The sequence below is a fragment of the Desemzia sp. C1 genome, from assembly GCF_020882875.1.
Lineage (GTDB): Bacteria > Bacillota > Bacilli > Lactobacillales > Carnobacteriaceae > Desemzia > Desemzia incerta.
In genome coordinates this window covers 2071794-2085476 of sequence record NZ_JAJIZP010000003.1, presented here as the reverse complement: position 1 = coordinate 2085476, position 13683 = coordinate 2071794, and the positions used below count along the sequence as shown (strand labels likewise).

16 protein-coding genes and 2 other annotated features are annotated in these 13683 nt (G+C 37.3%); of the genes, 1 reads left to right on the top strand and 15 read right to left on the bottom strand.

Annotated elements, in window-relative coordinates; genetic code table 11:
* Window positions 1-63: 63 nt before the first annotated feature.
* The 14 genes from LMF32_RS10555 to LMF32_RS10490 form a co-directional block, all read right to left on the bottom strand.
* Window positions 64-1254 carry an acetate kinase gene (locus tag LMF32_RS10555; protein WP_092479643.1) on the bottom strand — a complete coding sequence of 397 codons (1191 nt, stop codon included), beginning with the start codon at window positions 1252-1254 and terminating at the stop codon, window positions 64-66.
* 21 nt (window positions 1255-1275) lie between these two features.
* The gene (locus tag LMF32_RS10550) at window positions 1276-2283 is read right to left on the bottom strand and encodes a class I SAM-dependent methyltransferase (protein WP_092479644.1); all 1008 of its coding nucleotides are present in this window, start codon (window positions 2281-2283) and stop codon (window positions 1276-1278) included.
* 291 nt (window positions 2284-2574) lie between these two features.
* The gene (rpmA, locus tag LMF32_RS10545; RefSeq protein ID WP_092479645.1) at window positions 2575-2859 is read right to left on the bottom strand and encodes a 50S ribosomal protein L27; all 285 of its coding nucleotides are present in this window, start codon (window positions 2857-2859) and stop codon (window positions 2575-2577) included.
* Between the two features lie 21 nt (window positions 2860-2880).
* Entirely contained in the window at window positions 2881-3219 is a 339-nt protein-coding gene (locus tag LMF32_RS10540; RefSeq protein ID WP_230524707.1) for a ribosomal-processing cysteine protease Prp, read from the bottom strand.
* A gap of 17 nt (window positions 3220-3236) precedes the next feature.
* Entirely contained in the window at window positions 3237-3545 is a 309-nt protein-coding gene (gene rplU, locus LMF32_RS10535) for a 50S ribosomal protein L21 (RefSeq protein ID WP_092479647.1), read from the bottom strand.
* Between the two features lie 15 nt (window positions 3546-3560).
* Window positions 3561-3634, bottom strand: a sequence feature (ribosomal protein L21 leader region).
* A 90-nt stretch (window positions 3635-3724) separates the two neighbouring features.
* Window positions 3725-4402, bottom strand: coding sequence for an ATP-binding cassette domain-containing protein (locus tag LMF32_RS10530; protein WP_230524706.1), 678 nt, complete (start codon window positions 4400-4402; stop codon window positions 3725-3727).
* A gap of 14 nt (window positions 4403-4416) precedes the next feature.
* Window positions 4417-5052 (bottom strand): amino acid ABC transporter permease, encoded by a 636-nt coding sequence (locus tag LMF32_RS10525; protein WP_230524705.1) that lies wholly within the window; start codon window positions 5050-5052, stop codon window positions 4417-4419.
* A gap of 35 nt (window positions 5053-5087) precedes the next feature.
* Window positions 5088-5888 (bottom strand): amino acid ABC transporter substrate-binding protein, encoded by an 801-nt coding sequence (locus LMF32_RS10520; RefSeq protein WP_230524704.1) that lies wholly within the window; start codon window positions 5886-5888, stop codon window positions 5088-5090.
* Window positions 5889-5924: 36 nt separating this feature from the next.
* Window positions 5925-6725 carry an amino acid ABC transporter substrate-binding protein gene (locus tag LMF32_RS10515; protein WP_092479650.1) on the bottom strand — a complete coding sequence of 267 codons (801 nt, stop codon included), beginning with the start codon at window positions 6723-6725 and terminating at the stop codon, window positions 5925-5927.
* 107 nt (window positions 6726-6832) lie between these two features.
* Window positions 6833-7079: a binding site (T-box leader), on the bottom strand.
* A 35-nt stretch (window positions 7080-7114) separates the two neighbouring features.
* The gene (minD, locus tag LMF32_RS10510) at window positions 7115-7909 is read right to left on the bottom strand and encodes a septum site-determining protein MinD (protein WP_092479651.1); all 795 of its coding nucleotides are present in this window, start codon (window positions 7907-7909) and stop codon (window positions 7115-7117) included.
* Window positions 7909-8598 carry a septum site-determining protein MinC gene (locus tag LMF32_RS10505; protein WP_092479652.1) on the bottom strand — a complete coding sequence of 230 codons (690 nt, stop codon included), beginning with the start codon at window positions 8596-8598 and terminating at the stop codon, window positions 7909-7911. Before LMF32_RS10505 ends, minD begins: the two co-directional genes overlap by 1 nt.
* A gap of 42 nt (window positions 8599-8640) precedes the next feature.
* Entirely contained in the window at window positions 8641-9162 is a 522-nt protein-coding gene (gene mreD, locus LMF32_RS10500; protein ID WP_092479653.1) for a rod shape-determining protein MreD, read from the bottom strand.
* A gap of 3 nt (window positions 9163-9165) precedes the next feature.
* Complete coding sequence (gene mreC, locus LMF32_RS10495) at window positions 9166-10017, bottom strand: rod shape-determining protein MreC (protein ID WP_230524703.1); 852 nt, start codon at window positions 10015-10017, stop codon at window positions 9166-9168.
* 182 nt (window positions 10018-10199) lie between these two features.
* On the bottom strand, window positions 10200-11213 hold the full coding sequence (locus LMF32_RS10490) for a rod shape-determining protein (RefSeq protein WP_092479655.1): 1014 nt from the start codon (window positions 11211-11213) through the stop codon (window positions 10200-10202).
* 380 nt (window positions 11214-11593) lie between these two features.
* On the opposite strand from LMF32_RS10490, the gene LMF32_RS10485 reads away from it, so the two are divergent.
* On the top strand, window positions 11594-13000 hold the full coding sequence (locus LMF32_RS10485; RefSeq protein WP_230523607.1) for an ISNCY family transposase: 1407 nt from the start codon (window positions 11594-11596) through the stop codon (window positions 12998-13000).
* A 410-nt stretch (window positions 13001-13410) separates the two neighbouring features.
* Here LMF32_RS10485 and LMF32_RS10480 read toward each other — a convergent pair whose 3' ends face one another.
* On the bottom strand, window positions 13411-13611 hold the full coding sequence (locus tag LMF32_RS10480; RefSeq protein ID WP_092479656.1) for a cold-shock protein: 201 nt from the start codon (window positions 13609-13611) through the stop codon (window positions 13411-13413).
* Window positions 13612-13683: the final 72 nt, after the last annotated feature.

Here is a 13683-nt window from a genome sequence, read left to right as displayed (position 1 = left end):
AAAGGAAGCCGCAATCATTTTAAATGATTGCGGCTTCCTTTTTTACTGAGTCGATTTAAAAAATTATTTTTTTAGACGTTCCACGTCACGAGCGATCATGACTTCTTCATCTGTAGGGATCAATAAGACTTTAACTTTTGAGTCATCTGTAGAGATAATGCGTTCTTCACCACGAACAGCGTTTTTCTCTTTATCGATTTCAGCACCAAACCAGTTGATACCATCAATAAGGATTTCACGAGTTTCAGCAGAGTTTTCACCGATACCTGCTGTAAAGACAATCGCGTCTACACCATTCATCAAAGCAACGTATTGACCAATGTATTTTTGAACACGGTTATAGAAAATATCTAGAGATAATTGTGCTCTTTCATTTCCTTCAGCTGCCGCATCTTCAACATCACGCATATCACTTGAAACGCCTGATAATCCAAGTAATCCAGATTTTTTATTGAAGACATTAATCATTTCATTGATGTCAGTAATGCCTTCTTTTTCCATCAAGTATGGAATGATAGAAGCATCGATATCACCTGTACGAGTTCCCATAGTAATACCTGCTAAAGGAGTGAATCCCATGGATGTATCAATCGATTTTCCGCCTTGAACAGCTGTAATAGATCCACCGTTACCTAAATGGCAAGTGATCAATTTTAAATCTTCTAACGGACGATCAAGCATTTCTGCTGCACGTTCTGATACATATTGATGAGAAGTTCCATGTGCTCCGTATTTACGAGCCGCATGTTTTTCATAATATTCCATTGGAATACTGTACAAGTAGTTTACAGCTGGCATATTTGCGTGGAATGACGTATCAAATACAGCTACACTCGTAATGTTAGGCAACAATTTTTTGAATGCTTTAATACCAGTAGCATTAGCTGGGTTGTGTAATGGAGCTAAATCAGCTAAACGCTCGATCTTTGCCAATACATCGTTATCGATCAAAGCAGACTCTTTAAAATCTTCTCCTCCGGCAACTACACGGTGTCCCACGCCTTCGATTTCTTCGTAGTTTTCGATGACATTTAATTCAATCAATTTATCTAAAACTTTTTGGATAGCAATTTCGTGGTTTTCAATATCTTCTACAATATTGTATTTTTCACCATTATATTTTGTAGTGAAGATAGAATCTTTCAAACCAATTCTTTCGATGATTCCCGAAGAAATAACTTGCTCTTCAGGCATTTCAAATAAAGTAAATTTTAAACTTGAACTACCAGCATTGATTGCAATTGTTTTTGACATGTGTCTTCCCCTTTTCTTCTCTTACAGATTTTCTTTCTTCCAAGTATCCACTTCCTCCATAAATTTTAACATGGATTGGTGGTTTTTCAAATCAGGAATGTTTCCTAACAATACTTGTTTAGCTTGTGCCGCTTTGTCCCCTTTTTTCTGAAGAATCAAAATAGACTTTTGAGACGGTTCATTTGCGAAGAGTTCTTTCGGCAAATGCAGCATCCCTTGCAAAAATCCGTATTCTTGAATAGCTTTCATCAATGAAGCCGCTTCAGAAGTTTCAAACAACAGTTTAGGTACTAAAAATAAACCAAAAGCATTTGGTTTTAGATACTTCAGACTTTGTTCGATCAATAAATGATGAGCGTAAGAATGTCCTTCTTTTGCTGCAGATGTATACACTTTTGCTCTTTCATCCACTGGATAATAGCCAATCGGCAAATCGCTAACCACTAAATCAACTGGATCAACTAATAAGTCTTGAAGAGCATCTTGATACGTCAACTTCACATTTTGTCTTTGAAGTCTAGTCGTCATAGCTGCTAAATCAATAAGCAAGTCATCGTTTTCGATCCCTTCTGCTTCCACTTCTACTTTAGCCGTCGTCAAAGCATTATAAACAGTCGACAACAAATTGCCCGTTCCTACAGCAGGGTCAAGAATCCGCATATTGTCCAGTGAAGAATCACGCAGTTTTTCGATAAAGTACACAAACATAAAACCAATGGCATCAGGTGTCATTTGATGATTCGGTTGTACTTTATCTTCTTTCAAACCTTTCAAGATAGACAATTGCAAAGCCTTTCGAATATCTTCAGGTTCCATAGCAGCAGTATCGATACTTTGGTAAGTCTTCATTAACTGATCAGTCGTTGCTGGATCCAAACTATTTTTTAATTCGTCTGGGATGCTTTTTTCAATCAGGTTGCTGCCCGTTTCAGTCAAAGCTTCTAAATATGAAAAGTCAATTTCATTTCTTAACAATTGGACTGTATTATCTAACGGATTAAAAAGTGCTTCAATGTCTTTTTGAGACAATCAAATCAACCTCTCTTCCTCATAACGATCATTTAATTGGGATAACATCATTTTTGATAAAAGTGCAAAGCTACTTTACCATCTTATCGAATCTATTGTGTATGCACAAGATACAAAATGATTTATTGGTTTTTCTAGGGCTTAATAATAATTAATCATTCATTAAGTTCATCTTATCCTTTTACCTATAGGTTCTCATAAGAGAAACTGGTAAACCGATTAACCTGTTTGCTTTAAAAATAACTAAAAAATAGGGGAGTGAACAATTGTCCACTCCCTTTTCTATTTCTATTATTGAGCTGCTGGGTATACAGAAACTTGTTTTTTGTCGCGGCCTTTACGTTCGAAACGTACAACGCCATCTACTTTAGCAAACAAAGTGTCATCTCCGCCGATACCTACGTTAACTCCTGGGTAAATTTTAGTACCACGTTGACGGTATAAAATTGATCCACCTGAAACAGTTTGACCATCAGCACGTTTAGCGCCTAAACGTTTTGATTGTGAGTCACGGCCGTTAGAAGTAGAACCGCCCCCTTTTTTATGAGCGAAAAGTTGTAGATTCATTTTCAACATTTGGAATGCACCTCCATTTTTTTATTTGATGTTTAATTGAACATATTCAGAATATTGTTCTACTATCCCTGTTAAAGAAATAAGTAGACTCTCAAGTAAAACTTGAGCTGTTTTCATCTGCTCTTCAGTTAAGTCTTTAACCAGTTCTACATATAAGTAGCCGCCTTCAGCTTCATCGTTTTGTTCGATGATAGGAGTAACTCCAGTTAAAGCCGTCAAACTATTCGCAGTTCCGACCGTTAAAGCCGAAACAGCTGCACAGACGATGTCGCTGCCATAGGGTCCTGACTCGGCATGTCCCGTCACTTCGAAAGAAACAATGTTTCCTCTGTCGTTTCGTTTAATAAATGCTTGAATCAATTGGAAACACCTCTTTATTATGCGTTGATAGCATTGATGACAACTTTTGTATATGGTTGACGGTGACCTTTTTTGTTGTGGCTGTGTTTTTTAGGTCTGTATTTGAAAGTAGTTACTTTCTTTTGTTTACCATGTTTAGCTACAGTTCCTTCAACAGTTGCTCCTTCGATGAATGGAGCTCCCACTTTAGTGTCATCTCCACCAACTAAGATTACTTCGTTAAAGTTAACTGTTTCACCAGCTTCAACGTTTAATTTTTCGATGTAGATTTCTTGTCCAACTTCAACTTTAAGCTGTTTTCCACCTGTTTTGATAATTGCGTACATATATTCGCACCTCCTTATTAGACTTAGACTCGCCGTCATGAGTGCCGTAATGGACTTGATAACTCAATTCCGCGCGGTTGTAGTTGTGGTGCTGCACATTTACAACATTAACATCTTACCAAATATAAAAGAAGCCGTCAATGTATTTTTCTCATTGACGGCTTCTTTTATTCGATCTTTTAGGCAATAAATAAATCAGACGACACTGAACGAGTCCCATATTGTTCTGCAAAGTCGATATCGTGTGTAACGATTAAGATGCCGGTCCCATCAGAGGCTATTTCTTGAATCATTTTGCCGATACCGTTAGCTGTGTCTCTGTCTAAAGCAGAGGTTGGTTCATCAAAACATAAAATTTTTGGATTCAGCATCATTGCACGAGCGATTGCTGCACGCTGCTGTTGGCCACCAGATAAAGTTCCTGGATAAACATCTCTTTTATCCAAGATGCCCATCTGCTGCAATAAGCTTTCCGCTTTTTGAACAGCTTTCTCTTTAGTCATCAGCTTTTGTGCTAATGGTGCTTCTAAACAATTCTCTATGACCGTTAAATTAGGAAACAATTGGTAATCTTGAAAGACCATCCCAATTTGATTGCCGTATGTTTTTTGTTCTTTTTTTGAAACATAGTCCGCTTTTCCTTCAGCATTTTCTTTGCACAAGAAAGTATCGTCGATCACTATAGTCCCGTTATCTGCTTTTTCTAATTGGTTCAATAATCGCATCAATGTTGTTTTTCCTGTACCGGATCTCCCCACAAGAGTAACGATTTCCCCTGTATCGATTGTAAAATCAAAATTCTTGATTACATCGATCCCATTGAATTGTTTAGTGATGTTTGTTGCTTTCAACCCCATTTGAATCTTCTCCTTTAGTAATTCGATTTCTTCTCAATTGCGTTTAAGGCTAATGTGACTAAGCCAGTGATGATCAAGTAAATGATTCCTACAGCTGCATAAGGTACCAAGGATGCATACGTATTAGCTGCAATTTGACCTGCTCGCAACAACTCTCCCAGCCCTAAAATGTAAATCAAAGAAGTATCTTTTACTAAAGAAATCACTTCGTTTCCAACTGACGGCAACACTACACGCATGACTTGTGGAATAATAATTTTGATAAATCCTCTGACACGCCCGATCCCCAACACTTTGATTGCTTCAAACTGACCATTGGGGACAGATAAAATCCCTCCACGGAAAATTTCGGCATAATATGCTGTGTAGTTGATAATAAACGTAAATACAGCTGCTGCAAATCGATCAAACGTGATTCCTACAAGAGGCAATCCGAAAAAGACTACCATAAGCTGAAGCAGTAAAGGCGTTCCTCTCATCACATAAATATAAACTTGAATGATCCATGTGATCCATTTAGGTGCATACACTCTTACACAAGCTACTAAAAAACCTAATGGAATGGTTACCACTACTATAATAAAAAATAACCCTAACGTTGTCTGCAGCCCATTTATTAAACTAGGCATGATCTCAGTAATCAAATTCATTTTTCTACACTCATCCTTTGCTTCGTTGCTTCATTTTATTCCGCGATCCATTTATCTTTTATTTCGGCTAAAGTACCATCTTTTTCCATATCCGCTAACACGTCATTCAGTTTTTCTAAAAATACCGTATCGGATTTTCTAACTCCTACCGCTGTATTCTCTTCAGCAAATCTTTCTTCCAATACTCGGTACTTTTCGATCCCTTTTTGTTTCATATAATACCGTGCGTACAATTCGCTAACTGCAGCAGCATCACTTCTGCCGCTTTCTAAATCGTTGAATACATCATTATAAGACGGATATTGTATCACATCTTGCCCTTCAAATATTTCTACAATGTCACTTTCGTGATTTTTCAACAAATCTACCGTACTGGATGACTGTTGAGAAGCTACTACTTTCCCTTCTAAATCTTCCCAATTGTTTATCGGACTGTCCGCCATCACAACAAAGATTTGTCCACCGGAAAGATACGGTGTTGTAAAATCAACTTTTTCTTTCCGTTCTTTCGTAACAGAATACCCGTTCCAGATCACATCAATGTTTCCTGAGTTGAGTTCGGTCTCTTTCATTGCCCAATCGATGGGTTGAAACGCTACTTCCATTCCTAAACGGTCAGCTGCTTCAGTTGCCAAATCTATATCCAATCCTACCAAATTCCCTTCATTATCTCGGAATCCCATAGGTACAAACGTATCATCTAAACCAACAACAAACGTCTCTCCAAGTTCTCCAGTAAAAGAAGCTTTATCTTCCGCCGAAGTTTCTTCTTTACCACAAGCTAGTAAAACAAATGAAAATGCTGCTATGAGAGTGATCAAGTTTATCTTTTTCATATTCTATCAGTCCTTTTCAATAATATAGAAAATAGATTATTCTGCAAACCATTTTGCATAGATCTCGTCAAAGGTTCCATCAGATTTCATTTCTTCTAAAGCAGAATTGATCGCTTCTGTTAATTTATCGTCTTCTTTACGCGTACCAACTGCATATTCTTCTTCTCCAAAATTATCTTCTAATACCCGGTACTCAACATCTGCATTTTGTTTCATGTAGTAGCGGCCCAACGTTTCATCTACAACGATCGCTTCACTTCTGCCGGATGCTAGATCGTTGAATACATCATTGTTAGACGGGTAAAGAACCACTTCTCCATTAGCAAATGAATCAACGATATTTGAAGGGTCTGCATTGATTGCATCAACTGCACTAGAAGATTGTTGTGCAGCTACTGCTTTCCCTTTTAAATCTTCTTTTGTTTGAATCTCGCTGTCCTCTAATACAATAATGATTTGGCTGTTTTCTAAATACGGAGTACTAAAATCAACTTGTTCTTTTCTTTCATCTGTAATCGTGTATCCGTTCCAGATAGCATCAATATTGCCGCTTTTTAGTTCCGTTTCTTTCAGTGCCCAGTCAATGGATTGGAATTCAACATCGACACCCATTTTTTCTCCTACTTCATTCGCTAAATCAATATCAAAACCAACGATCTCGCCTTCACTATCTCTAAATCCCATCGGAGCAAAAGTATCATCTAACCCGACAACGAATTTTCCTTCTTCAATAATTTGATCATAAGAGTCAGTTTGGCCTTCAGTAGATCCGCAACCTGCTAGTAATGTTGTTAAAATACCCAATCCTAAAAGTGATTTCAATACTGTTTTTTTCATTTGTAATTGCTCCTTTTTTATCTCTATTTTTTTGTTTTTACTAAATATTTTCAGCTGCAGTCTGAAAATACAAAAAAATCGTCCTTTGATTTTCTTTTTAAAGAAAATCAAAGGACGATTGACAATCACTATCGTGGTTCCACCTTTTTTCGCAAGTTCTTCACAGATACTTGCCTCATCACGTTCAAGACTACTAAACGCTAGTACTATAACGGGCACTCCCGGGTCAACTTACTAAATCAGTTCAGCTGCCAGCTCAGAGATGTGTGTTCAAAATTATTTCTTAGTTGCTTTCACCACCCGCAACCTCTCTAAAAAGATTTAATTCCTACTTTTTCTCTTCTTTGCTTTTAAAAAAGACTATTTAATTTAAAGGTACTATATCACAATTATTTCTTTTTGCCAAATATTTTTTGCCAGAAACTTTGCTTTTCTGATTTCATCGACATCAATGGAACGGTTTCACCTAAAATTCTGCGTGCGATATTGCGATATCCTTGCGAAGCAGCATTTTTAGGGTTCAATACGATTGGATCTCCGTTATTCGAAGAACGAACAACATCGTCGTCGTCGAAAATGATACCTAATAAGTTGATAGACAAGTGACGAGTGATCTCATCCACATCCATGACTTCACCGTCCTGCATCATTCGTTTACGAATACGGTTGATAATCAATTTTGGTTCTTCGATTTCCGTTTGCTCCAACAAGCCAATAATCCTGTCTGCATCTCGGATAGCAGAAATTTCTGGAGTCGTAACTAAAATCGCTTCATCAGCAGCGGCAATCGAATTTTTGAACCCTTGCTCGATCCCAGCTGGGCAATCGATCAAAATGTAATCATAATCTTTTCGCAATTCTTCTACGATATCGATCATTTGTTGTTCATTGATTGAACTTTTATCTGCGTTTTGCGCGGCAGGAAGCAAGTATAAATTATCGTTGAAACGTTTATCTTTGATCAATGCTTGATGCAATTTTGCTCTTTCTTCTACCACATCTACAATATCATAGATAATTCGGTTCTCTAATCCTAAGATAACATCTAAATTGCGCAACCCGATGTCCATATCAATCAAACATACTTTTTTCCCTTGTAATGCTAATGCAGTTCCTAAATTAGCCGTAGAAGTTGTTTTTCCAACTCCACCTTTACCGGAAGTAATGACAATTGCTGTACTCATTAAAATAATCCTCCTGTCACTTTATCGATAGACGGCTGTATTTTCTTTAACCGATCCAACGTCTCAAAAGATAAGATATGTAAATCATTTATATAGGCTACTTCTACTTTACTAGAACGGCTTTCTTCGTCTTCGTTATCGATCACTTCAATGCTGTCAGCGATACGAATCTGAGCTTTAGTCAGAAAATCCGCTACAATAACAGCCGTAGTGTCCCCTTCGATTCCTGCATGAGCCAGTCCATGAAGTTCACCAATAATAAAAATACTGCCTTTCGCACGGACTACGCCTCCAGGATGCACTTTTCCGATTAACAGAATGTCTCCTGGAGCATCTATGATCTGTCCGCTGCGTACTGTTTGTACTTTCATTTCCAGACTCACTTCTTTTTGCCACTCGATTGCACGTTCGTAAGTCAAAACATTTGAGGTAAATGATTTGATCGAAAAGTGACTTTTTTCTTCAATTTTAGTAGATATCTGGCTTTTTTGCTCGTCATTCAACAAACGATTTCCTGAATGTACTTCCAATTGAATATCTTGGCGTGTCTCACCAGAAAGTTTTCGTTCCGCTCTTAGATGGTCCAGCAGACCGTCTAATTCTTCCAACAACTCTTCAAAAGAAGCTGTATCGCTTAAGTTTAATAAAAAGCCGTCTTTAATTCCCTTTAATGCAACATTCTGCTTCATTGAATCTTATCCCCCAATTTCAAAAGACTTACGAACCTATTTTTAATCGCGTGTGATAGCGTCAGCTAATTTTTTCAACGGATAGTAAAGGACCACCAACAATAGAGTGTTTAATAGCAGAGTTGGTCCTAGACGATTCGCTAAGAAAGTAGTGACATCAATGGTCGCTAAATCGATGACCATATAAAATCCATATAATAAAAACTCCGTTAAGCTCAGTTGAAGAATCGTTATCATAATCAACACTAATAAATTAGGATTTAGAATCTTTTTCAATTTATCGCTTAAATAAATCATTGCAGGGAGAAGGGACGTATAAATCCCTAAGATCCCTACATAATAACTGTCGTAAAGCAATCCCAGAAGGATCCCAAAAAGTATCATATAGCTGCGATCAATATAAAAAGCAAAGATAATCGTGCACACAATAATCAATCTGGGAACCATATCACTGGTAGCTGTATACATTTGTGCAGAAAAGACCGATGCGATTACTCCATCTAATAACAGAGCTATAAACAACGTGAGCGGAACAAAAATATTGATTCTTGTTTTTTTCAACATTCTCTATTCCCCACTTCCAGACGCTCGTTGGATAATCGTTACAAAACGAATATCATTCATATCAGCTGCAGGTGTTATATAAGCTTCCATAGCTAAACCGTGTGAATCTAATTTGATTTCATCCACTGTCCCGATCAATAAAGAACTAGGTGATAGTCCGCCCAAACCTGATGTAACGACTTGATCCCCTTCTTTCGGTGTTGCATCGGTAATGATTTGATTCAAAATCAAACGATTGGTTTCAGCCTCATATCCGCTGATAATGCCGTGAACAACTCCATTCTCTGTTAATACTTGCGCAGAAACTCGGCCAGTATTTTGGTGAGAAGTCGTTACTAGCTGCACTTTTGAGCTCGTTGGACTTACTTCGACGATACGTCCGATGTAGCCGTTCCCGCCCATAACCGACATATTCATTTCGACACCATTTTGGCTTCCTCTATCAATGATCAATTGGTCTACCCAATTGTCCGGGTTGCGCCCTATAACAGCTCCGTTGATACTGTTGTAATCAGTTAATGTATCAGTCAACTCTAATTGCTCTTGCATTTTTTCGTTATCCTGCTGCAATGAAGCTAATTTAGCTTCTGTTTCATACAATTGATCCATTTTTGATTTCAATGATTTATTTTCTTCGTAAGTATCGATCAAACCTTCTACGGAATCAATAATGTTCACCACACCATTGGCTGGTTTGCTGAACACTCTGCTGGTTAATGCTGTTATATCGTTTGTAAAACGCTGAATGATCGGAGCATTCCCGCTGCCCGTGATGGAAAATGCCACTAGACCGAGAACAACGATTACACTGATTAATAAAATAATAAGTTTTTTATTTGAAAAAAACTGGTTCAAAGTACCACCTCGTTGATTTTTACAGGCTGTGTATATTTTACCATAGGTTGCTCAAAATAAGCATACTGTTTTCGTATTTTATTTTGACTCCTCTTATACTTACTGCCCATATAATGCAGAACAAATCCTTCACTCAAAAATAGCGGGATGGATAATCCATACCCGCTTGAAAATAAGTCGTTTTATTTGTTTCCTCGTTTTTGGTAAACATCTATGTGTTTCAAAGCGTCGCCCGTACCGATTGCTACACAATCCAACGGTTCATTGGCTACGAATACAGGTACATCTGTTTCTTCCGCAATAACGTCACTGATATTTTTAAGAAGAGCTCCCCCACCAGTCAATACGATACCGTGGTCGATAACATCTGCTGAAATTTCAGGAGATGTTTCTTCTAATGTTTCTCTAACGGCAATAACAATGCCTTCTACAACTTCTTGAATCGCTTCAGCAACATCTACTGCAGAAATTTCAATCGTCTGCGGCAATCCCGTAAGTAAATCTCTACCTCTGATATCCATTGTGCCATATTCAACTGCTTTTTCAACTGACGCACAACCGATCTCCATTTTAATTTGTTCAGCCGTTCTTTCACCGATCAGCAAATTATATTTTTTACGGATGTAATGAATAATGACTTCATCCATTCTGTCTCCAGCCAAACGAATCGTTCTGCTGCTGACGATTCCCCCTAGTGAGATCGTTGCAACATCTGTCGTTCCGCCTCCTATATCTACTACCATACTACCTGTTGGATCCATTACAGGTAAACCAGCACCAATAGCAGCTGCAAACGGTTCTTCAATAATGTAGGCATCTTTTGCACCAGATAGGCGAGTAGCATCAATGACAGCACGTTTTTCAACTTCTGTTACACTGCTTGGAACACATACCACCACGTAGGGTTTAGATGTTCTCTTGCCAACTGCTTTTTTAATATAGTACTTCATCATTTCAGCCGTAATATTGAAATCAGCAATGACTCCATTTTTCATTGGGCGAATCGCAATAATCGATCCAGGAGTTCTCCCGATCATATTTCTAGCTTCTTCCCCAACGGTTACGATTTCTCCGGTGTTAATGTCTTTAGCTACTACTGATGGTTCTCTTAAAACGATACCTTTTCCTTCTACGAAGACATTTGTATTAGCTGTCCCCAAATCTATTCCTATGTTTTTGCTTCCAAAATTCAACACGCTTTTCATCCTCTCAATTGTCTAATCGAAACTAGTTATTTTCTCTTTATAAAGAAAAAGATTAGACTTCCAAGAACGTTTCTTTGAACGTTCCGCATTTTTCCGCTTTTAATATCATACTTCAAATTGAAATCAGACGCATTAATAACACCTGTTTTTAATGTAAATTTAAGTAGCTCTCAATAGTTTCGTAATCTTTGCAATTGAGACCATTTTATTTAAAGCTACACTTAGTATACAATTTTATAGCCACAATATAAAGGTGTACAGTTAATTCCCTTTATATTTTTGTCATTAACAAATGATAATGTCTTAATAAATAACAAATGAAAATGTCCCATAACTACGTTACTCTAATCTTATTGGATTGGAGAGATAGAATGGGAGCAGAATTAACTATGTTTGAAAACAAAAAATATGAAGTCATAAAAAAAGTATGTAATGGTCAGTGTTCAAAGGAGCGGGCAGAGATTGAACTAGATTTATCCCGTAGGCAGATTAACCGATTGGTTAATCGCTATAAAACGCAAGGAAAAAAAGGTTTTAAGCATGGGAACAAGGGACGAACTCCCGCTACAACGTTGTCAAAAGAAACCCAACAAAAGATTATTCGACTCTACAGAAAGAAATATGATGGTTTTAATTTGTTCCATTTTACAGAAAAACTGCAGGAGGAAGAACAAGTAACCGTCTCTTATACGACCGTTCGCAATTTATTATATCAAAAACATATTCTTTCTCCTCGTGCTTCTAAAAAAACACAACGAACGAAGCGCAAAGAATTAAAAGAGAAAGAACGGTCTGACCAACTACTAACAAAGAAAGAGAGCCAAGTTTTAAATGAATTAGAATACGTAGATCCTGTGAAAGCTCATCCTAGCCGCTCACGAAAGAAATATAAAGGTGAACAGCTTCAAATGGACGCTTCAAGACACGATTGGTTTCAAAACGGAAAATATGCGCATCTCCACGCTGCTATAGATGACGCCACTGGAATCGTGGTTGGGGCTTACTTTGATAAAGAAGAAACATTAGATGCCTATTACGAAGTAACACATCAGTGTCTGACTACCTACGGTATTCCGTATAATATTTTGACGGATAATCGAACCATCTTTCACTATAAACAAGAAAAGAGCCCTTCAGAAGAGAAGGACACTTTTACACAATATGGATATGCCTGCCATAACTTGGGAATAGAGTTAACCACAACAAGTATTCCTCAAGCAAAAGGAAGAATTGAACGATTATGGAATACCCTCCAAGATCGTCTCCTAAATGAAATGGCCTTAAAAAATATCCAATCCATTGAAGAAGCAAACCAATTTTTGAAACATTATATTCCTACATATAACGCCAAATTTGCTTTACAGCTAAACGATACCAAAAGTGTTTTTGAAAAGCTACCAAAAGATATCCATTTAGATTATATACTGGCTCGCTTTTCACACCGAGTTGTCCAGAAGGGACACGCACTCAAATATCAGAACAAGTTATATCATTTATATAATCAAAATCAGCACGTCTTATTGGCCCCAAAAACGAAGTTAATGATTATTCATACTAAAGAAAATCAACTGTATGCTAGTCATCAGGATTCACTTTTCATGTTAAAAGAAATTCCGCTTCACGAAAAAGTTTCAAAAGAATTCGATAAGCCAATCGAACGTAAAAAGATGCAGGTGCATATCCCTCCAATGAGCCATCCTTGGAAAAAAGCATCTTATGATCGCTATCTTCGGAAGAAAAACCAAAAGGAAGCTCTTAAAACCAATTCTAGAACATGAATACAAGTTTTTAACTAGAAAATAGATTTAGAACGCTAATTTCAGTTGATTCAGAAAATGGCTTCGTGGTTTTCGAAGCCATTTCCTGAATCAACTTTACCAAGCGTAGCGCGGTAGTTTTGCCAGGAATAGGATCAACGAAATAATGACAGTGAACCTAACTCAAATTTGAATAAAATCGGGACATTTTCATTTATCATTGACAGGTGTACAGTTAATTCCCTTTATATTTTATTCATTTAGTCATACTTTATTTTCTTTTTGATCCTTAAATCTGTAAGGAAAGGTTCGTGAATTTACTTCGATCTTATTTTTTGATTGGTATTTTTCTCTATAAAACACAAAAAAACAGTCTAGTTTACACTAGACTGTTTTAGCTAACTGATAAATTTTTAAATGTTTAAATTTAATTAAATTTTGTTAACGTTAGCAGCTTGAGGTCCACGGTTACCTTCTTCAACGTCGAAAGAAACTGATTGGCCTTCTTCTAAAGTTTTGAATCCGTCTCCTTGGATAGCTGAGAAATGTACGAATACATCGTCTGCGCCTTCGCGTTCGATAAATCCAAATCCTTTTTCTGCGTTAAACCATTTTACTGTACCTTGCTCCATGAAAAATTCCTCCTCGTGCTTGTTAGCACTATATAATTCACATTGTTGCTGACGGTACGATTCGGAATGTTT